We start from the raw sequence: 22750 nt of genomic DNA, 5'->3' as shown, positions 1-22750 counted from the left end.
ATAAAAGTATTTTAACGAATGAAAGTTAGGTGTTTAGAATAGTAGATATACTTCGCTTTAATCACGATTTACTTAGGATTTCTAGATGTATCTTCGAATGATTTTTTGTTATATTGAACGAAGTTGAGATAACAGAAAATTGTATCGAGAAGTACTTCATAACTAAAATTATATATACATAGCAAAATCTTCTTATCAATCAATAGATTCCTTTATTTTAATACAAAAACGCTTCTTATTAAAAGCGAAAAACCATCTGCTAGGGAACAGATAGTTTTTCTTCAAAATAATTAATTAACTATAAATAGGTAACTAAAATCTATATGCAATACTCGCTTTCATAAAAAACGGCGTTCCAGGTGTGAAATGAATTTCTTCTACTGATTGTGTTTCGTTTTGTAATCGTGATTCTGTTGCGAATTGTGTTTCGTTCCATTCGGTATCAAATAGGTTCTGAATTTGAATTCCAAAACTTAATTTTTTCCAGTTGTAACCCAAATTCATATCAAAAACCGAATATCCTTCCGCATTGATTGAATTGTCTTCGTTAGCTGGTCTGTCTTTGAGGTGTCTGAGATTTATTCCACCGAAGAAACCATTTTGAAATTTTACATTCAAACCACTTGAAAGTGTAAAATCTGGCGCCAATGGAATGTAATTTGCATTATCTGGTTCTTCTGTTGCACGTGCATGTGTATAATTTGTATCTACATTCCAAAATAACCATTGAAATGGTTGATAACGTACGCTAAGATCAATTCCTTGTCGACGTGTTTTTCCGCTTGGTTCTACAATTCCTGCATCACCAACATAGACAAATTCTTGCTCTAAGTACAATTGCCAATACGCTGTGTTTACTACTAATTCTGGAATCGGTTTCCAAATGTAACCAATATCAAAACCGTATGCCGCTGGCAAAATTTCTTTTCCGTTTTGTGCAATTACAACACGTGTATCATTGGAATGAAATCCTTTTCCCATTTTTACATACGCTTGAAAATTGTCTGAATAATTGTATAAAAAGTTCAGTTTTGGACTTAAAATTGCTTCGTTTTGTGATTGTGTTTCGTAAGTTGTTTGTAAAAAGTCATTGTATTTAAAATCAAAATAGTCCAAACGAATAGCTGGATTGATCGTCCATTTTCCAAATTCAAAGTTTACGTTTATATAAGCTCCAATATTTGTTTCATCAATATCACCAAATTGAATATTCTCAAGCGTTTCACGACGATTTAAGGTTCTTGAGAGTTCATTATTTTTACTTTGATCTTTTCGCAAACTGATTCCTGCATTCCATCCACCTTTGAAGGAAGTTGAAGTAAATGCACGCGAATATTCACTTTTTAAACCAAATAATGTTCTGTCTTCTTGTTGTTTTATTTGATCACCATTTATAGGATCTTCCAAAAAGAATGTAAAGTTTGAATAGAGTTTGAAATCGTATTTGCTATAGAAAAAACTATTCTTTATACTAGATTCTGGCGAAAGCTCTTTGTCATAATTCAAAAGAAAATTAGTTCTGCTTGTCGTTCCACCTTCTGTATCGTCAATGGCACCAAAACGACTGATAAGTCCACTGTTTACAGCACGCACAGGAATTTGTCCGGAAGCATCCCATGTACTTTCAAAGTGTGATACAGTAACACCAATTTTGTCGGTTTCTGAGATATTTCCCGTGTATTTTCCGAAGATATTAAAGCGATTGAAATTTTGTGGACTTTCAAAAGGTCCGTCAGTTGCTAAATATTCTGTGGCAATATAAGCCGTATGATTTAATGTGTTTAGCACATTGAACATTCCTAACATTCTGTAAGTATCAAATTGTCCAGCTTCTAGCTTTATCGTACTTTCTGTTAATCGTTTTTTCGTTTTAAAGTCTACATAACCAGCCGTATTGAAGTTTCCTTGATTGGCGTAGTATGGACCTTTTCCAAAATCGATTTTATCCAACGTTTCAGGAATGATAAAGTGCAAATCGGCATATCCTTGTCCGTGTGCGTGCGACACCATATTTACAGGAATTCCGTCCGCAGTAATGGTGATATCTGTTCCATGATCAATGTCAAATCCACGTAAGAATATTTGTTCAGCTTTTCCGCCACCAGCATGTTGTCCTATAAATAATCCGGGGACTTGTTGTAAAATTTCTTGTGATGAGTTTACGGGATTTGTTTGAATATCGATGTCACTTATTAGATTTAAAGCATCTAGTTTTGGTCTGATGACAATTTCGTTTAATGAAATAGCCTTTTTCTCTAAGAAGATATGTAGTTCTTCCGTTAGTGAGGAAACTACTACATATTTTGTTTGATAGGAAATGTGCGAGATGCGCAATGTATCGCCAACAGAGACATTTTCAAGTAGAAATTTCCCAAAGTCGTCACTGTGTGTATGTTTTTTATTTTGTTGATTGTGAATTTGTGCTTCTGGAATTGGCACTTCAAACGGATCGGTTAAAAGCCCTGAGAGTGATTGTGCTGAAGCTCCTAATGAAATAAGTAATACGGTGATGAATACGTATATGGTATTGGTAGTCATAATGATTTAAAAATTTTGATTGGTTTTCAGAATTATATACGGAAGATTTTCTGTTAAGGTTTTACTTTTTTAGAAAAAATATTGATTGCATTATTAATTAATTGATTTTTAGCTATTTATATAGCTAATTTTCTTGCAATGTACCATTGGTAGTAGTTTTGGAGGTAATTTTTATTGGTAAAAGTACAAATAAAGTGTATAAAAAGAAAAACCATCTGTCAGGGCAACAGATGGTTTTTTATCAGATTAATTAACAACAATTGTATCAAAATTTAAATTTTAAGAACAAAATTTTTTTTGAGAAAAAGGAATGCTTACTTCATTATTTTTTAAACAATTAAGCACGTGTTTGTTGTTTTCAAATACATATACGAAGAAAGATTTCATATGGTTTTTATTTTTTTTTAAAAAACACAACACTTTCTTTTAAATTACTGTTAATCAATGTTTTAATTTAATGATATTTATTCAAAGTGTTTTATAATTCCACTGTAATCCAAAAAACGGTTTTAAGATTGAAATTCGTCTAAGAATCAATTCATATATAATGAAACAACCAATAAAAGTGATTACTGTTATGAGTACAAACTGTATCCAAGCGTTCATTTTTAATGGTAATATTAACATTGCAGTTCCGTATAATACAAACATGTGAATGATGTATACAGGATAGGCAGCTTTGCTTAAATAACTGAGTGTTTTACTTGGTTTGTTTAAATAGTTGTAGCCTAATCCGAAGATTCCAAATATCCAACAATTAGATTCAATTGCCATTAAATAACTTGGTGCTTCTGTAGCAAATTGAAAATATCTGATTCCAAATAAAATGCTGGCTAAACCAATATAGAACCATTTCCATTTTAGTACTGTTTGCCAAAATGTTTTTCCAACATATATAAAAAGAAAACCAAAAAAGAAAGCTAATAATCCAAGGAAAAATCCGTGCCAAGTCTGTGCGTATAATGCAAAAAGTTGCGGTTTTACAATAAGAACTTCCGCAATGAAAAACACACATATTGCTAAAGGTCCTAAAGGATTTTGCATGAATGTTCTTAGTTTCTTTGTGAAAGCACTATTTTCTTGTTTTTTTAAGTATAAGAAGATAGGCAATAGTACGATTACATAAACGAAAATATTCCCTAAAAACCATAAATGTCCCATATGCGCTTGATAACTTAATGGCATGCTATAATATTCCTGAAATATATACATGTGCAACGGTGTAATGGCTACAATTCCAAATAGGAAAGGCAATAGAATTCGTTTGGAACGTTCTTTTAGTAATTGTTTCCAGTTTCTTTTGCGCATGGCAAAATAGAGTCCCATTCCTGATACATAAAATAGAAAAGGAATTCGCCATACATTCAGCATTGTCATTGGTTTCCATAATCCTTCTAACAATTCATTACTTCGGATAAAAGCAATAAACATTGCCCACGGTTGAAATATGATGGCTATATGGTAAATTAGTAACAAACCAATCGCAATGACGCGTAACCAATCAATATCGTATCTTCTTTCTGTTGTCATCACTTTATAGATTTACTTGATTTACTTCAACATTGAAGCAATTATTGGTCTCGTTTTTTCGATATGATTTAAATCTATTTCTAAGCCCATTGGCGCTAATTGCAGTTGCAACATTTCATAAATTGGTTTGATGGCTTCAAAAGGTCCCATAACAGATTCCTTTGCTGTAGCGCCAAAGTTATTTTTCACAGTTTGATCAGCGCCAGCATCTATAAGCATTTGTACAAGTTCTGTTTCACAAAAGAATGCAGCTGAATGTAACGCTGTGGAACCATCATTGTTTTTAATGCTTAAATCGGCTTTCGCATCAATGAGTGCTTTTGCAATTTCTTTTTTACCAAAACTAACCGCAGTAATTAAAGGTGTTGAGCCAGTCATTGCATCTTTTGTGTTGATATCTGTTCCTGCTTTGATATGTTGTTTCACAACTTCCAAATTGTTTCCTAAAACAGCTGATTGGATGTCCATTTTTGGCGCTTCTACTGTTGGAACGTTTGTTGCTGTGTTTGTTGTTTTCTCTCCTGAAGAAGTACAAGAAACTGCTCCTAACAATAGCGCAAGTGAAATGTAGCTAATTGTTTTTACGAATTTGATTTTAATTGTTTTCATGATGAATTGCATTTATTGTTTATCTATTTGATTGATGCAACAAATGTCTAACAGAATACAATTAAAAAAAATAAAGAACTACCGAACTGTAGAATAGAATGGATGAATTGTTTTTTATGATGTGATGATGTCTATTTGTAGAAATATACTTTTTTATCTTACCAATGAGAAATGACCTCTGAATTGAATATCACTATTTAATCTTGCTAAAAACCAATATTCGCTTGAAGGCATTCTTCTACCTCGATAGTTTCCATCCCAAGATTCTCCATTTATTAATTCTTTAATGATTTTACCAAAGCGATCAAAAATTATAATATTGGCATCAGGATAGTTTTCAATTCCATAAAAATTCCAACTGTCATTGTACGTGTCATTGTTTGGTGTAAAGAAGTTTGGATAATCTAAAAGTGTAACTTGCGAATTATCTTCGCCACAACCATCTTTATCTCTGACATAAGCTGTGTAAGTTCCTCCAGAAATATTTTCAAACAAATTACTATCTTGATAATTTATTCCGTCAATAGAATATTCAAAATCACCATCACCAACCGCAATAATTTCAATATAATTATTCCCTAGTTGATCAAAGTTTACAGTTTGTATAGTAGGTAAGTCTGACCGTATTAATTGAAAAGTAAAAGTATTTTCACAACTTATTCCGTTTGTAAACTCACTAACGTGCACTGTATAACTACCTTCATCTGAAACAGTTGCGAAATGTGTATTAGAAATAAAAGTTCCATCTTCAAAAGTCCAAGAATAACTATCAAAAGTAGTGTCAATAGCGAGTGAAAGCGATGGTTCTAAATCACACAAATAATAATTTTCTTCTAAATCAATTTCTGGACTATCTATCACAATTAAATCAAAGTAAGTTTCTGAATAACAAATTGAACTGGAAGCATCTTCAACACGAACGTTAATTGTTTGCGTGTATGGAGTTGTATTTTGAAATGATGAAGGAAGTGGACTTGACAATTGATTTCCGTCTTGATCAAAATACGAAATTGCAAGACCTGTTTGTGTTCCAATCAATTCACTTTCTATGTTTGTTGTATCAAAATTAGCAAAACCATCACCTTGATTGCATGCATATATATCATTTGGTTGGTTTATAGAAGGTTGCGCACTTGTATTTAGTGTCAAAATGGTTTCTGAGTAACAATCAGTAGTAACATCAGTAACTCTAACAGTAATATTTTGAGTGAACAAAGTTGTATTTGTATAAGGATTTGGTAATGGACTCGGAAGTGCATTGTCACCAGTATCATAGTAAGTAACCATTACATTGGTTTGATTTCCAGTTACGTTAGTTTCTATAGTACTTGTATCAAAAAATGTAGAAATTCCATCATTGTTATTATCACAAGCAGTTAATGGAGTTAATGCGTTCGCTGTTGGTGGTGTATTTATGATTAAATTGATAATTACATCTGTATAGCATTCATTCGCATTATCAATTACCCTAGCCGTAATGAAATCTTGATATGGAATAATATTAGTATAGCTTGTTGGAAGTGGATTTAATGAATTATCATTGCTATCAAAATAATCAACACTTACATTCGTTAAACTTCCAATCACTTCATTTTCGATATTGGAAAAATCAAAAGTAGCAATTCCATCATCATTATCATCACATGTAAGAATATCATCAATTGGACTAATTTCGGGTAATGATTCTACAAGTAAACTAAAAGTTACTTCGGCGTAGCATTCTGTATTATTTGTAAAAAATACTTGAGCCGTTATTATTTCTTCATTTGCAATAGTATTTGTCATTGGATTAGGTAACGGGCTAGGAAGTACATCACCATTTTGGTTTTGATATATTATAGAAATATCAGTTAAATTCCCTATGATTTCGGATTCTATTTGAGAAGTATCAAATGCACTTGAAATATTAGAACCAAAAGTATCTTCACAAGCAATAAGGTCACTAATTTCATTGACACTGGGAGCAGTTGTAATAGTAACATCTTTGTAAATTGTTTGTGATTCTGCACCACAAGTTACTTCTACAGAGACATTGTATGTGCCATCACTACTGAATACATGTACTGGATTTGTAATATCAGAAATATTATTAATACCAGTTGATGGATCATCAAAATTCCACAAAACACTATCAAAGTTTCCGAAAACTTCAAATTGAGTATTTTCATTTATGCATGTACCATCTACAGTCATATTTCCACTTGAAGTTTCTTGTAAAAGATTGTATTTATAGAATAATACATCACTATCTGTATTTCCACTATTATTATTGATTACTGTATTATTAATAGTTAATGGATAACTTTGAAAGCTAGCTGTTAAATACAAATTATCTTCATGTACAAGTATATAACTTACATGATCTGAATATGAATAATCTTCTTGCCAATTTTCTCCAGAAGTAGAAAAAATAACCTCAGGGGAAAAATCATTTAAATCAATTTTAAATAGAAACATATCTTGATTATAACCATGTGTATAAGGGCTTGATTCTGTAGAAACTCCTCCAAAATTTAAAGTATTTTGAAAGTTTGAAAAAACATATAAATCATTTCCATAATGAGCCATTTGGGCATGATATTGCATTAATGTATTATTAATAGTATATGAACAATTAGGAATATTTAATGTTCTTTCTACTACACCATTTTCAGCTGAAAACTCTCTTATTTTACTGCTTGTCTCACAATAATTAGGCGGTGAATTTGATCCGTCTCTTTGATGAAGATATAGTTTATTATTTGAATCATTATAATACATAGAGTGTGCATGTTCATCAATAGTAACTATCCATTCTTGATTTAAATTTGGATCAATTTTCATAATGTGATGAGAACTATTCCTACCTAAAAGAAAAATATTTCCATTATTATCAATAGCACTATCAGTCAAATAGTCATCAACTTCTTGTACTCCATAACTTTGCGCATCAATGGCAACACCATTTGTAGTGTATTTTACCACATAGTACTCAATAGAATTTGCAGTTGTAGTTACATTAACAGTATTACTGAAATCAATTGGGTATGAAAATTGACCAGCAATAAAAATATTTCCTTGCCAAAAATAAAGTCTAAGTCCCACAGCGTGTCCTCCAGTTGGTTGACACCAAAGTGGAGTACCATTTGCGCTCATTTTGAATAAACTAGCACCATTAGGAATAGTAACTCCATTTACAGTAACTACAGAACTTGTATTGTCAATAATTGTATAAATATTGTCCTCATCGTCAACAGTAGATACTATAGCTCTAATAAAGTCATATTCACCGAAAAAAGTAGAGGTCCAAAGCAGATTACAATTAAAATCATATTTATGTACCTGTCCATCGTAACCATTCTGTGTAGTTACAATAATCCCATCCGAAACTTTATTTATATCTCGAGGATAATCTTCAGTCCATTGTCCAATATTTTGTCCGCAATCAAAACATTGTGAAAATGCAATATGATTAAAGCTTAGAAAAAGCAATAATACTATAGTAGTTTTTTTCATATTTTATATCATGATTCTATTAAAAAAAGCATTTGTCAAATGGGGCTTTTAACAAGATAGATTTTAAAATTAAAAGAGGGAATTACAAAGTAAGTAAAAAAATAATAACAATCAGATTAACTTACTTTCCAATACAAAAGTTAGCAAAGATATTCCCCAACAAATCATCACTTGTGATTTCTCCTGTGATTTCTCCGAAATGATACAACGCTTGACGAATGTCAATTGCCATTAAATCGCCTGATAAACCTGACTCTAACCCGAAATGAACTTTGTCAATTTCTTCCAATGCTTTTAGTAACGCATCGTAATGACGTGTGTTGGTAATAATTGTTTCGTTGTTGCGCAAAGCACCTGTATTTACGAAGGAAACAAGCTTGTTTTTCAATTCATCAACACCAATGTTTTCTTTGGCAGAAAGCAACAATAGATTGTCAAATTCAAACGTATTTTTGATGAATGTTTCATCGCCTTTATCAATTTTGTTGGAAACAATAACGATTGGTTTTTGTGGAAATTTGTTTTGAAGTTTGTGAATTTCCTGCAACATCAACTTCGATTTTTCTTGATTGTTTGATAGGAGCGAAGCATCAAATAAATAGATAACGACTTGTGCTTGTTCAATTTTTTCGAATGTTTTCTGAATTCCGATACTTTCCACAACATCTTTGGTTTCACGAATTCCAGCGGTATCAATAAAGCGGAACGAAATTCCATCAATAATCAATTCGTCTTCAATGGTATCACGCGTCGTTCCTGCAATGTCAGAAACAATAGCACGTTCTTCATTCAATAAAGCATTTAATAAAGTAGATTTCCCAACGTTTGGTTCACCAACAATTGCTACAGGAATTCCGTTTTTGATCACGTTTCCAACTGCAAAAGAATCAATCAAGCGTTTTAAGACAAATTGAATCCGTTTTACCAAGGTTTTAAACTGTGTACGATCGGCAAATTCGACGTCTTCTTCTGCAAAATCGAGTTCTAGTTCTATTAGTGAAGCAAAGTTTAGTAATTCTTCACGCAAGTTTTTGATTTCATTACTAAATCCGCCACGCATTTGTTGCATTGCCAATTGGTGAGATGCTTCTGAATCGCTCGCAATTAAATCTGCGACAGCTTCTGCTTGCGATAAATCGAGTTTTCCGTTTAGGAACGAACGCAAGGTAAATTCTCCAGCATTGGCGTTTCTACAACCATTACGCAATAATAATTGAATGATTTGTTGCTGAATGTACACAGAACCATGACATGAAATTTCAATGGTATTTTCGCCTGTATACGAGTTTGGCCCTTTAAACAGAGAGACTAAAACTTCATCGATATAACGTTCTTGATCAATGATATGACCTAAATGAATGGTGTGCGACTTCTGTTTGCTCAACTTTTTATTTCGAATCGATTTAAAAAGCGGTTCACAAATCGTAATGGCTTCTTTTCCCGAAACGCGAATTACTGAAATTGCGCCAGCGCCTGAAGGAGTTGCCAATGCAACAATGGTATCATTTGGAATCATACTGAAATGAATTTGTGCAAAAGTAATGATTATGTTTTTAGTTTGAAGCATAAAAAAACGCCATCTGATAAGAGATAGCGTTTACGTAATTTGTTTCTAAGATTGGTTTTAATTCGATTTATTGCTCAAAATTTTCAGGCAATTGTTCTATAATTTGATAGGTGCTAAAATTTAAGAAGTTTCCTGGATGTGCCAATACATTTTGTAATATGAAAGGTGTATCCGGATTGGTTCCTGAATATTGCGTGTTTCCATCCATATTGATATCATTGGCATTGTAGCCTTGAAATATATAGGTTGGAAAATTGAGAAAGTTTGCTGCATCATTTAGTATCGTAGATAAGATTGTTGGCGTATCAGGATTGGTTCCTGAGTATTGAACAAACAGATCTCCATTTACATTTCCTGTCCACATACCAACAGTGTCGGTTTGCATTCCAGAAGTCGTTTGTGCATTGGTTCCATAGGTAATTTGGTTGTTACCGTTTGTAAAATCTACGGAAGTAGTAGCAAGAGACAAAGCAACAGTATTGGAAGTCATAATTCCTAAGTGATTTCGATGTTTGATGGCTATGTAATAATCATTTTCAGTTTGCTTAAAATTTACCGCAGAAATTCCATCAATACCCACAATATCGCCGTCGCGTTGCAAGAAAGCCGATTGTGAGTCTTTTACCATAGTATTATCGTTGGCGTTGCGCAATTCTACCCAAATCCAATCAACAATTGCGTTTGGTCCTGTAGTATCAAAAACTAACGGGTTGCAAGTTGCATTGTCACTATAAGGACTTGTAGTTGGTAGGAGTGAAGCAGTTCTTAAATCGTCGCGCATTAAGGTTTCTTCTCCTGCAATTGGTTCTAAAGTCGCGCCTTGTAAGTATATTTTTGGAGAAACTTGAATGTCACAACTTACATCATTATAACTTGTTTGTGGATCTTTATCTGTCCAATTAGTTGTTGAATATGGTTCATTATCTACCAACACGCAGGTTAAGTTACTATTGGAAGTAAGGTCAATATCTGAAATAGCAGTATTGTTATTGTTTTTCAGATTTATGCTTTCTGTTGCTGTACTTTGTACATGAATTTCTTGAAGTATTGGGTTTGAAGACAAATCGATACGAGGCGGACTAATTCCAAAGAGATCTAGTGTTAATAGATTTGCATTGTTGGAAATGACTAAATCTGTTAGTCTTGGACTAAAAAATATATTAAGATTTTTAATTGATGAATTATCTATCGTTAGATTGTTTAAATTTATATCGTTATCTAGTGTAACGTCTTCAAGAATTGGGTTTGTGGATAGATCGATATTTGAAATTAATGCAAAACGAATAGTTAATACCAAAAGATTTGCATTGTTTGCAACTGTGAGGTTCGCAAGTGAAGGACTGTCTACGATTAACTGTTCAAGCTTAGTGTTGTTTGCAACTAAAGTTTCCAGATTGATCGTACCGCCAAAATAGAGACTCGTAAAAAGCGTATTGCTAATATTCAAATAGTTAAGTCCGCCATAACTAGCAATATCAAGGGAATTGATTAATGTATTGCTCACATCTACATATGTTAATCCCATATTACTACTTAAAGTTAAATTGGATAATAAGTTGTTATTACTTAAATCCAACACTTCAATTGATGGGTTGGCATCTATACTTAAAGAAGTAAGCGCTGTATTTGTACTAAGATCTAATTGAGTGGTTAACGAAGTATTTCCAATACTCAAATTAGTTAGTGCTGTACTATTACTTACATCAATTGTAGAAAGATTTTGTGCGTTGCCAATGTCTACTGTTAACAGATTTGGGCAGTTTGCAATTGATAGGTTTTCAAGCAAAGGCTGTACTAATACAAGTGCTTCAAGTGCTGTATTGTTTGCCGTTAGCGTACGTAAGCTACTTATAAAAGATAGATTGATAGTTGTGAAATTTCTATTGCTGATATTTAAATTTCTAAGAGTAGCATTCGTATGTATGCCATCATGTAAAGTTAGGTTTTGTAGTTGTGTATTGGTTGATACATCTAATGTTACAACAGATGTATTGCTAATATTTAAGGTTGTGATAGCTGTATTATTTAAGATTTCTAACACAGAAAGCGAAGGTTGATTGGATACATCCAATTCTTGAATAACAGAATTATTACCAAGTAAAGTTTCAAGATTTGTTAAACTACTTAGCCCAACAATTTCTGAAAAATTTGTATCATTAAATGTGATACTTCTCAGTGATGGACATGCCTCTATTTGAAAATTAGTGCTAAGATCGTTCGTACTTATATCAAGAGTTAGTAGGTTTGGATTGTACGCCAGATTAAAAGATTCAAGAGAAGAATTGGTTTTAGTATCTATAGCAGTAAGTGCTGTATCTTGAATGTCTAATAATGTCAGATTTGCATTATTCGTAAGGACTAAATTAGATATATTTGATACGATACTTGTTCCGTCAGTAACATTTTTTGAAGATAGTGACAAGCTTGTCAGCCCTGAATTATCTATAATTAATGAACTCAAATTAGGAAGTATATTTTGAATATTAAGATTGGTAATAGTATTTGAGCTAATATTTAGATAGACAAGATTTGTAAAGTCGGCAATACCATCAATAGTTACCATATTTAACCCTGATAAATTTAACCCAGTAACAGTATTAATTTGCGAAGTTGTAACCAACTGATCATCGGCAATACCATTTCCCATACTTGTCGGATCTCCCAAAGGTACAACAGCACCTGAGGCATCATGTGTTTCTAAATAGTCTTCAAATACAGTATCTGGAATTGAAGTTGTTTGCGCATTTGAAAAAAATGTTATGCAAGAAAAAAGTGCAATTAAAAGTAATTTTGATTTAATAAACATTATAAAACTATTGAGTATTGTCATAAAAAATTCAAATATACTATATACAATCATTTTTTTAATTTTTTTTCATGTATAAATGATGCTCTGTATTGCCTTAAAAATAGTTTTTACAACACAGCCAAAAATAAAGTGTAACAAAATATAAAAATTTACGTCCTATAAGCATCAATCAAAAACATTTAGGATCATGAGAAGAAAAGACAATCAATTAATAGTATGGACACATTTAAGTCAATTATCAAGTTTTGTATTAGGTTTTGGAAGTTTAATAGTTCCGTTAATCCTTTGGGCTTGTAATAAAAATGATGTGTATGAAATGGACGAACAAGGAAAACAGATTGTAAACTTTCAATTGAGCATGATTATTTATGCAATTGTTTCCATTCCGTTAATTTTATTCTTCGGATTAGGATTATTATTATTACTTACAGTGGCAGTATTATTATTTATTATGCCAATTATCAATGCCGTAAAAGTTAGTAATGGAGACGAACCGTATTATCCAATGACGATAAAAATGATATAATATTTGATAGTTGGATTATTAGTCAATTAGATTTTAAGACGATATCTTTTTAAATAGAACAAAATATAAAGCCGTTATACAATTGTACAACGGCTTTTCTTATTTTATCAATTGATTATAGATCGTTAGTGATTTTTTAAGATTCTAACATCGAGATCTAGTTATTTAGCATTACTGGCATTACCAACATTGTAATGTGTTCGCCTTCTTCTAAACCATCAATTGGTGTTAAAATTCCAGCTCTGTTTGGTAATGACATTTCCAACGAAACATCATCAGAATTTAAGTTGTTAATCATTTCTGTTAAGAAACGTGAGTTGAACCCAATTTGCATATCATCACCTTGGTAATCACAGGTTAAGCGTTCTTCTGCTTTGTTTGAGTAATCAATATCTTCTGCCGAAATATTCAATTCAGCTCCTGCAATTTTTAAACGAATTTGATGCGTTGTTTTGTTAGAGAAAATACTAACACGACGCACAGAGTTTAAGAATTGATTTCTGTTAATTTCTAACTTATTTGGATTCTCTTTTGGAATGACTGCTTCGTAGTTTGGATATTTTCCATCAATTAAACGGCAAATTAAAACCGTTTTATCAAACGTAAATTTTGCATTACTATCGTTATACTCAATCACAACTTCGTCTTCACTTCCACCTAAAATTCCTTTTAATAAGGTTAATGGTTTCTTTGGCATAATAAATTCAGCAACTTGAGAAGCTTGTAAATCTGTACGTTGGTACTTTACCAATTTGTGCGCATCTGTAGCAACAAACGTTAAGTTATCTTGTGAAAACTGAAAAAATACACCACTCATTACTGGACGTAAATCATCGTTACCTGAAGCAAAAATAGTTTTACTAATTGCCGTTGCCAATACATGTCCTGCAATTGTAGTTGAACTTGGATCTTTTAACTCAACAGCATGTGGAAACTCAGCGCCATCAGCGTAAGCTAACGCATATTTACCATGGTTTGAGCTAATTTCAACAGTATTGTTATCTTCCACAACAAACGTTAATGGTTGCTCTGGAAACGTTTTTAAAGTATCTAATAATAACTTTGCCGGAACTGCAACACTTCCTTCACTATCAGATTCTACATCTAATTTTGAAGACATCGTAGTTTCTAAGTCAGAAGCTGATACCGTAAGTTCGTTTTGGTTTAATTCAAAAAGAAAATTATCTAAAATAGGTAAGGTATTGCTATTATTAATAACGCCTCCTAAAACTTGAAGCTGTTTTAATAAATAGGTGCTGGATACAATAAATTTCATGTGTTTGTGTTCTATTTAATGTTCAAAAATAATGCTTCCAAACTAAAATACATAGCTTTTTAGTCGCTAAATTGCTGTATGGAATTCACTTTTTTGTATTCTTACAAATATATTTCAAATGTCGTTGTAACGAAAAGAAACTTATTAACAACTATTTCGTGTACTTCCGTTTTCTAATGTAGGCAAAAGCGAACCCAAAAATAGCAAGTATAGCTAGCGGAAGTCCAATGTTTATAGCTTGCCAAACGGATTTTTCTTCCAACACTTTTTCTGTATCTAGGAAAGCTAATTTTAATTCCTTAGAGCGAATGTTTATAAGTCCGTTGTTGTCCAAAAGGTAATTTACAGAATTTAGTAAGAATTCTTTGTTTCCATATTGTCGTTTTGTGGCAATATCAAAACCTAATTCCTGCGGTCGTCCACGTGTCACTTGATTTTTAATAACATCACCATCTGCAATGACTAACATTTTAGAAGTTCCTTCATTTTTTGAATTGGAAAGTTGAAATGGTTTTTCACGACCTTTGTATACCGATTGAAAAGTTCCTTCTACTAAAACCGCTAAGTTTTGATTTCCTTTGCCTACATACGCTTCAGTTTTTGGCTCATTTTCAATAACAGCCAACGAAATTGGTTTTGGAACACCTTCCAATTTTGAAAGTTCAGAACTTTTTAATAGAATGGTCTTTTTGGTACTATTTTTTAACGTATCAATCTGATTTGCGAATTCAAACTTTACCAAATTCGTATTGTTTGTAATTGGATGATTCACAGTAGGATTTACCAACGGATTGTAACGCCACTGAATTGGCAAAAATTGTGTGTTGGCATCTTCACCAACGGCCATCATTATGGGCGCACATTGTACATCGTTGACTAATTTCGGGTTGATCCTAATTCCGTAGGTAAAGAAAAAATCGGTCAATCGTAAATCTCTGGGAAAAGCTAACGTTTGCCCACTTTCACTATACAAACTGTCCATTTCTGCTTGTACATTTTCCACCAACCACAATGATTTTCCACCATTAACAGTATATTGATCTAAAATGTATTTTTCCTGATCAGAAAATGCTTTTGTTGGTTTTGGAACAATTGCCAAATCGAAACGTTGTAAGTTTTCTAAAGATTTTTCAGGATTGTCTGGAAAAGCAGTTAAATCGAAAGGTGCAATTTTATAATACTCTTTTAGCGTTTGTAAAAAGCTGGTAATGTAAACATCTTCTAATTCTCCGTGACCTCTAAGAATGGCAATGGTTTGCTTCTCTAACAAGGTTAATTTTGTAAATGCATCTGCAAACGCATATTCTAAATGTTGTACAGAACTTGCAATTTTTTCGTCTTCTGAACTTGCTAAGTTGTTTTTATATAAAGCAATTTTAACAGATTTGTTACCATACGTAGCAACTGCCCAAGGAAATACGCGTTCACGTGAAATTTTATTTGTCGCTTCTTCTGTGATGTATGTTGGCTGTATGCCAACTCTATTCATTAAAAATTCTTCTGCACCTTCTTCAATAGGATCAATGAACTTGTACTTTATATTTGAATTATACGCAGAAAATTCTTCTAACAATTGTTCAGTTTCAGTTGCCAAACGTTTATAATCTGATGGAAAATCACCTTTTAGAAAAACATCAATTACAATAGGTGAAGCCACATCTTTCAATGTATTTTTAGAAGCTTCTGAAAGTGTGTAGCGTTTGTCTTGTGTTAAATCAAAACGAGTAAATACACTACTAGCAATAGCATTCACGATAATGAGTACTACAATAAGTAAGATGATTTTGGTGCTAATATTGAGTTCTTTCTTCAAGCTTATCGTTTTTTTAATTGTACTACAGTTAAGAATAAAAAGAAAATGGTTACACTTAAAAAATACACAACGTCGCGCGTATCAATTACGCCACGTGCTATGCTATCAAAATGTGTTTTCATGCCTATTTTTTCAATCAAACTATTAAAATCGCCAAAGATGTCAGCACTGGCAATACCTTCAAATCCAAAATACATGAAAAAACAAAGGAAAACAGCCACAATAAACGCCACAATTTGATTCTGCGAAAGCGTTGATGTAAATACGCCAATACTTGTATATGCCGCTATTAAAAATAACAATCCAAAATAGGAGCCAAGCGTACTTCCGACGTCTAAATTCCCGATAGGATTTCCTAAACTATAAACTGTATATGCATATAATAGTGTTGGAATGAGCGCTAAAAGTATCAACACAAAAGCGCCGAAATATTTTCCGAGTACAATGTGCCAACCTGAGATTGGTTTTGTCAGTAATAATTCCAACGTTCCTAATCGTTTTTCTTCCGAAAAGCTACGCATGGTAATTGCTGGAATTAAAAAGATGAGAATCCAAGGTGCTAAGGTGAAAAATGGCGTTAAATCTGCAAATCCGTAATCGAAAATATTGAATTCACTTTTAAAAAACCATAAGAATAATCCGTTTAGAATTAAAAATAAAGCAATCACCAAATATCCAATGGATGAGGAGAAAAACGAATTGATTTCTTTTTTGAGTATTGCGAGCATTTAGTTCTTTTTTAATACAATAATATCTTGGTATGATAGTGTGTTTTCCGTTCTTCCAGACCAAGTACCTGGAAAAAAGTTGACAATTTCAAAGCCTTTTGCTTCAAACTGTGCAAAAATATACTCTTTGTCAAAAGCAACATTTGCTTCTTTTACTTTTTCATCCATCAAGGCATAATTTCCATGATGTACACTGAAATTCATATGCGTTGATACCATTTGTTTTTTTGATAGTTCATCTAAAATAAAAAACGTAGCCAAACATATTTTGTCGGTGTCTAATACACGATTTATTTCACCCAAATAATGCAATACATCAGCTGGCATCATGTGTGTAAATACGGACGTTAAAAAGGCAAAGTCAAAAGTTGAGTTTTCATAAGGAAACGTAAAATCTTTTGCTTCTTCGTTTGTATTTAAATTGTATAAATCGTTTTTTAATGGTGTATGCGTAAACGTAAAGTTTGGATATTTTGATGTAATATTTTCCGAACACCAATCAACACCTTGTGAAACAACATCAAAGCCTTTGTACGTTCCTTCATTGTTTAAAAACTTCGTAAACGGAATTGCCATGCGACCGATTCCTGAACCAATATCTAAAATACGACTGTTTGGCTGAATGTTTCCGTAGGTTTTGAAATACTCAAAAAAGGTTTCACCAATCTCAATATAATTTCCTGGACCTGTATAAATGTAGCCTTTTGGCGGTTCGAGCTCTTGTCGTTTTCTAAATAGATCAACAGGGAAATATACTACTCGTCTCAGTAATAATCGTTGTTTTGGCGATAACTTGTAGTATAATGATCTTAACATATATTCTTTCGTAATCATTCCACTTAGGAATGTATAATTGTGTAACGTTTGGTTACGAGTTCTAGTATTTAGTTTAGGATAAACTCACTAATTTATCAACACTCCACGCGTATGGTTTGTCATTAAACATCGCTTTTGTTTGTTTCCAGACATTTTTGAACAATTCTGAATTTCGGTATGCTTCTAAATCGTCTTCATGTTTCCAATGACTATACGTAAAGAAAATTTCAGGATTTGTTTTATCTTGATATAACTCTAAAAACTCACAGCCTTCTCTATTTTTGATTGATGCTTTCTTTTCATCAAACATTTCCAAAAACGCAGGAATATTTTCTTGGTGAAAGCTCATTTTTACAATGCGTACAAACATAGTATTCTTTTATAAAAAATTAATAGTTATCGTATCTCTAAATCGCAATCCAAAAAGGGTAGAAGCACTACCAACAGTTTGCGGATTACTTTTATAAATGGCAAGTTCGAGAAAATTAGCCGAATTGAACAAGGCTAGTTTTTTGCCATCTTCTTCACGTTTGTGTTTTTCTACCGTAAAATTGATACTGTCACTATAACGTTCATGAATTCGTTTAAATTTATAATTACGCGCCGAAATTTCAAAATCGCGTCCTTTTCCAACATCTTTAAATAGCTTTCGCGAAATATTTGTCACTACATTTCCGTAATTATCTATATAAATGACGTTTCCAATAATTTGCGATTCGTCGGTATTTACAACAGGTTTAATGCCTGTTAAGTGTTTTATATCCTGAATTGTTTTCCCGATAACTTCCAACGTTCCGCCGCGTGCAATGTGACATGCAACTTTAACAAAAACATCTAAAACGGGGAAATTTGTTTCTATTCGATCATGAATATTTATTTCTACAATTTTCTCTGGAACAATCTCAGAAGCAATCAAACTCATAATTCCATTATTGGCACACACAAAAAAATGACCGTCCAATTTTAGTGCAATGTGCTTATTTTCAGGATTCAACTCAGAATCAATACCAATAATATGAATACTTCCTTTTGGGAAACTATTAAACGCATTTTGTATCACATACGCGGCTTCCGTAATGTTAAAAGGACTAATGTTATGTGAGATATCAACAATACGAATATCGTCTATTTCACTATAAATAGCTCCTTTAACTGCGCCCACAAAATGGTCTTTCTCCCCAAAATCAGTTGTCAGTGTTATAATTGCCATTGGCGAATTGTTGATATTTTTTTAAATTTAATCTATTAAAAAATGGTAAGTTTGCTATGCAAATCTAAAAAAACAAAACGGAAATCTAACCTTAATACGAGTCGCTTTTGAACGAAATTATTTTTGAACTTTCTGAGATCAGTCCAAGAGAGTTTTTTGGTCACCAAAATACCAACATAGAATTGTTGAAAAAATACTTCCCAAAACTCAAAATTGTAGCCAGAGGAAATAAGATAAAAGCTTACGGAGATGAAACCTTATTAGAAGAGTTTGATAAGCGATTAACGATGCTTATGGAGCATTTTGGCAAGTACAATAAAATTGACGAAAATGTGATAGAACGTGTATTAACCAGCGAAAGTAAGAAGGATTACGATACATCCAAAGCAAGTGGAGAAGTTTTAGTGCATGGAACCAATGGAAGGTTGATCAAAGCCATGACAGCCAATCAACGTAAGTTGGTGGAGTTAATGAACAAGAATGATATGGTTTTTGCAATTGGTCCAGCCGGAACAGGAAAAACGTATACTGGTGTTGCCTTAGCTGTAAGAGCATTGAAAAATAAAGAAGTAAGACGAATTATTTTAACACGTCCGGCTGTAGAAGCAGGCGAAAGTTTAGGTTTCTTGCCAGGCGATTTAAAAGAAAAGCTCGATCCGTATATGCAACCTTTGTATGATGCTTTGCGCGATATGATATCACCAGAAAAATTAGCGCTTTATATTGAAAACGGAACCATTCAAATTGCGCCTATGGCGTTTATGCGTGGTCGTACGTTGGATAATGCCTTTGTAATTTTGGATGAAGCTCAAAATACAACACATGCGCAAATGAAGATGTTTTTGACGCGTATGGGGAAAAATGCAAAATTTATGCTCACAGGTGATCCTGGACAAATAGATTTGCCAAGACGTGTAATTTCTGGATTGAAAGAAGCATTGCTGGTTTTAAAAGATATTAAAGGAATTGGAATTATTTACTTAGATGATAAAGATGTAGTTCGACATAGATTGGTAAAGAAAGTGATTGAAGCGTATAGAACTATTGAACATAATAACTAGGAAATGCTAAATGTTGAATGTGAAATTTTAAATGAAAAAGCACTTCTCTATTCAATACAATTTTCTATTGAAAATCACTCGAAGAGACGTTTTGAAAACTGAAAACTGAATAAAGAATATTGAAGTTAGAAGTTAAGAGAATGTAGAAAAGAGAACAAATCAACAATCAACAATCAACAAAAGACGAATCAAATACAAATTAACCAAAAGCGAAGCGACCCAAAACCTACACCAAATAAACACACAACAACAACTATAACAATGAGTAACACGATTACTGAAACGAATTTTAACTTTCCCAATCAGACTGCAAAATATACAGGAAAAGTACGTGAAGTATATACTATCAATGATGATTTATTAGTGATGATTGCTTCAGACAGATTATCTGCTTTTGATGTGGTAATGCCCAAAGGAATTCCGTTTAAAGGACAAATTTTAAATCAGATTGCTACAAAAATGATGAAAGCTACGGAACATTTGGTGCCAAATTGGTTGATTGCAACGCCAGATCCAAATGTAGCTATTGGTCATATGTGCGAACCTTTTAAAGTAGAAATGGTTATTAGAGGATATTTATCAGGTCATGCGGCACGTGAATACAAAGCTGGAAAACGTATGCTTTGTGGTGTTGAAATGCTAGATGGAATGATTGAAAACGATAAATTTCCGTCGCCAATTATTACACCAGCAACCAAAGCTGAAATGGGCGAACATGACGAAGATATTTCAAGAGAGGACATTTTAGCCAAAGGAATTGTTTCTGAAGAAGATTATATTCAATTGGAAAAATATACACATTTATTATTTGAAGAAGGAACAAAAATTGCAAAAGAGCGCGGTTTAATTTTGGTTGATACCAAATATGAATTCGGGAAAACGAAAGACGGTAGAATTGTATTGATTGATGAAATTCATACACCAGATTCTTCTCGTTATTTCTATGCGGATACGTATTCAGCATTGCAAGCAAAGCAAGCTCCACAAAAGCAATTATCGAAAGAATTTGTGCGTCAATGGTTAATTAGTAATGATTTTCAAGGATTGGAAGGTCAGAAAGTACCGTTTATGAGTGATGCATACATTAATTCCGTTTCTGATCGCTATATAGAATTATACGAAAACATTACAGGCGAAACGTTTGAAAAAGCAGCTGTTTCCAATATTCTCAATAGAATAGAGGAGAACGTGGTTTCTTTTTTAAATAGATAGCAGCAAAATTTAATATAGTAAGTTTGAACACATACAAAGCGGCATTTTCACTATGAAAATGTCGCTTTTGTATGTTTAGTCAGTATCAGTAGTTGGTTCTTCTAACTTTATTTTTTTATTAGGAGGAAAATAATCAAATATAGATGTTTGCCTTTTTCTCTTTTTACCACTTAATTGATTATCATTTGATTTATATATCGTAGGAATTGCTCTTGGTGGAGAAACACCTCTTCTACGACTTGATTCCGGAAGTTTCTTATTTGATGATTCGATTTGATCTAATGTTTTGTCCTTGTCTAATGGTGTTGCCAGTGAATAATTTGGACCTCTTTGTGGTGTGTAATTTCCTTTTAAATGTTCTTGCATTTCAGGTGCTACCAAAGATGATTTACCACTATGTATTAATTTTTGAGAAGTTTTAACTTTAAGTCTTTCACGTTCTTTTTGCATTGATAACATGGCTAAATTATAATTGGGTTGCATTTTTTCACCAGTATCTTTGTTGATAATTTGCCCAAATTGAGGATGATATGCACTTTCTTTAGCCTTAGACACGTCTACTTGTTGCATTTCTCCATACGGTTTCATAAAATGTTGCGTTGTTTCTAACTCAGATCGAGTTATGGCATTTTCTTGTGCTTCTTTTTTAGAAACATTTGTGTTATTTAACTCTGTATTTACAGTTTCTGCACGTGCTACATCTTTAGTTCCATGCAATCCTGTTAATCCTTTACGCATATCGGTTTGAGATTTACTGAGTCCTCCAGGATGCGCTGAAATTGGTCTGTCTGGTTCACCAGTTGGCCACATCAGTTTAGATGTCTCAACACGAGCAGTAGAAAGTTTTTTAGTAGCAGATTCACGTTCTGTTGTATCAAGACTATCGATATAATCTCTAGTTGTAGCAGTACTAACCGTTTCATCTATTCCCGTTCCGCCATATCCTTTTTTATGCTGTATTTGAGGTTCTCGATATTTTTTAGTGTTGAGTTTGCCATTATTTAGTGAATCTACACCGTGTTCTCCATCAAATTTTTCACTAACGACCATAGTAGGCGGTCCTTTTTTCTTTAATGCACGTTTGGATAAGTGTGTTTGTCTTGGATCGAAAGGAATCGGTTTTTTAGAAGCATTGCATTCGTTTCCTGTGCATTTATCATTACTACAATCTGGATTATCACATTGTCTTTGAATTACGGTAGATGGAAAATGATGACTTGTGAAACCATTTAGTTGCTTTTGAAGCTTTAGCTGCACTAACGCATTAGGTCTGTTATCTTGAAAATTAAAACCTGTTGTATTATCTTGAATTTTAGTAGCATGAGAACTCGCTGCAACTGTTTCTTTTGTATTTTCCTTTTTTTGTAAATAGTTTGGCATAAGTAACATCAACTTTTTGGGTATCAAAATTTACAAAAAATAATTTTCTTATTGTATCAATTACGTTAATGTCTACGAAATGTACACGTTGGTATATTATATTTACAAAAAAAAGCGACATTTTCACTACAAAAATGCCGCTTTTGCTTGTATGATTTTTCAATTACGCTCAAGATGATA

The 22750-nt window shown here is 32.7% G+C and carries 16 protein-coding genes; 3 read left to right on the top strand and 13 right to left on the bottom strand.

The genetic code is table 11. The features are described 5' to 3' along the window. Nucleotides 1–312: 312 nt before the first annotated feature. The 6 genes from ACQ654_RS02135 to ACQ654_RS02110 form a co-directional block, all read right to left on the bottom strand. Nucleotides 313–2538 (bottom strand): TonB-dependent receptor, encoded by a 2226-nt coding sequence (locus ACQ654_RS02135; protein WP_430408663.1) that lies wholly within the window; start codon nucleotides 2536–2538, stop codon nucleotides 313–315. A 468-nt stretch (nucleotides 2539–3006) separates the two neighbouring features. Then, nucleotides 3007–4068: an acyltransferase family protein gene (locus ACQ654_RS02130; protein ID WP_430408662.1), complete on the bottom strand. Its 1062-nt coding sequence runs from the start codon at nucleotides 4066–4068 to the stop codon at nucleotides 3007–3009. Between the two features lie 21 nt (nucleotides 4069–4089). After that, a complete protein-coding gene (locus ACQ654_RS02125; RefSeq protein ID WP_430408661.1) occupies nucleotides 4090–4677 on the bottom strand; it encodes an ankyrin repeat domain-containing protein in 588 nt (195 codons plus the stop codon). A gap of 153 nt (nucleotides 4678–4830) precedes the next feature. Further along, on the bottom strand, nucleotides 4831–8172 hold the full coding sequence (locus ACQ654_RS02120; protein WP_430408660.1) for a T9SS type B sorting domain-containing protein: 3342 nt from the start codon (nucleotides 8170–8172) through the stop codon (nucleotides 4831–4833). 121 nt (nucleotides 8173–8293) lie between these two features. After that, a complete protein-coding gene (gene mnmE / locus ACQ654_RS02115; protein ID WP_430408659.1) occupies nucleotides 8294–9688 on the bottom strand; it encodes a tRNA uridine-5-carboxymethylaminomethyl(34) synthesis GTPase MnmE in 1395 nt (464 codons plus the stop codon). 118 nt (nucleotides 9689–9806) lie between these two features. Next, complete coding sequence (locus tag ACQ654_RS02110; protein ID WP_430408658.1) at nucleotides 9807–12545, bottom strand: hypothetical protein; 2739 nt, start codon at nucleotides 12543–12545, stop codon at nucleotides 9807–9809. A gap of 190 nt (nucleotides 12546–12735) precedes the next feature. On the opposite strand from ACQ654_RS02110, the gene ACQ654_RS02105 reads away from it, so the two are divergent. Further along, nucleotides 12736–13074: a DUF4870 domain-containing protein gene (locus ACQ654_RS02105; protein WP_430408657.1), complete on the top strand. Its 339-nt coding sequence runs from the start codon at nucleotides 12736–12738 to the stop codon at nucleotides 13072–13074. 157 nt (nucleotides 13075–13231) lie between these two features. Here ACQ654_RS02105 and dnaN read toward each other — a convergent pair whose 3' ends face one another. The 6 genes from dnaN to ACQ654_RS02075 all read right to left on the bottom strand — a co-directional run bounded on the left by dnaN (nucleotide 13232) and on the right by ACQ654_RS02075 (nucleotide 18917). Next, nucleotides 13232–14350, bottom strand: coding sequence for a DNA polymerase III subunit beta (gene dnaN / locus ACQ654_RS02100; RefSeq protein WP_430408656.1), 1119 nt, complete (start codon nucleotides 14348–14350; stop codon nucleotides 13232–13234). 151 nt (nucleotides 14351–14501) lie between these two features. After that, nucleotides 14502–16163, bottom strand: a complete 1662-nt coding sequence (gene gldG / locus ACQ654_RS02095) for a gliding motility-associated ABC transporter substrate-binding protein GldG (RefSeq protein ID WP_430408655.1) — start codon at nucleotides 16161–16163, stop codon at nucleotides 14502–14504. Nucleotides 16164–16165: 2 nt separating this feature from the next. Further along, nucleotides 16166–16891: a gliding motility-associated ABC transporter permease subunit GldF gene (gene gldF / locus ACQ654_RS02090; RefSeq protein WP_430408654.1), complete on the bottom strand. Its 726-nt coding sequence runs from the start codon at nucleotides 16889–16891 to the stop codon at nucleotides 16166–16168. Then, nucleotides 16892–17725 carry a class I SAM-dependent methyltransferase gene (locus tag ACQ654_RS02085; RefSeq protein ID WP_430408653.1) on the bottom strand — a complete coding sequence of 278 codons (834 nt, stop codon included), beginning with the start codon at nucleotides 17723–17725 and terminating at the stop codon, nucleotides 16892–16894. It abuts the gene before it with no gap. Between the two features lie 55 nt (nucleotides 17726–17780). Next, nucleotides 17781–18077, bottom strand: coding sequence for a putative quinol monooxygenase (locus ACQ654_RS02080; RefSeq protein WP_430408652.1), 297 nt, complete (start codon nucleotides 18075–18077; stop codon nucleotides 17781–17783). A 9-nt stretch (nucleotides 18078–18086) separates the two neighbouring features. Next, complete coding sequence (locus ACQ654_RS02075; protein WP_430408651.1) at nucleotides 18087–18917, bottom strand: SAM hydrolase/SAM-dependent halogenase family protein; 831 nt, start codon at nucleotides 18915–18917, stop codon at nucleotides 18087–18089. A gap of 107 nt (nucleotides 18918–19024) precedes the next feature. On the opposite strand from ACQ654_RS02075, the gene ACQ654_RS02070 reads away from it, so the two are divergent. Continuing rightward, the gene (locus ACQ654_RS02070) at nucleotides 19025–19978 is read left to right on the top strand and encodes a PhoH family protein (protein WP_430408650.1); all 954 of its coding nucleotides are present in this window, start codon (nucleotides 19025–19027) and stop codon (nucleotides 19976–19978) included. Nucleotides 19979–20239: 261 nt separating this feature from the next. After that, entirely contained in the window at nucleotides 20240–21190 is a 951-nt protein-coding gene (locus tag ACQ654_RS02065) for a phosphoribosylaminoimidazolesuccinocarboxamide synthase (RefSeq protein WP_430408649.1), read from the top strand. Nucleotides 21191–21265: 75 nt separating this feature from the next. Here ACQ654_RS02065 and ACQ654_RS02060 read toward each other — a convergent pair whose 3' ends face one another. Then, complete coding sequence (locus tag ACQ654_RS02060; protein WP_430408648.1) at nucleotides 21266–22570, bottom strand: hypothetical protein; 1305 nt, start codon at nucleotides 22568–22570, stop codon at nucleotides 21266–21268. Nucleotides 22571–22750: the final 180 nt, after the last annotated feature.

This window comes from Kordia sp. (genome assembly GCF_965283645.1).
GTDB lineage: Bacteria > Bacteroidota > Bacteroidia > Flavobacteriales > Flavobacteriaceae > Kordia.
This window is presented reverse-complemented; position numbering and strand designations above follow the sequence as displayed.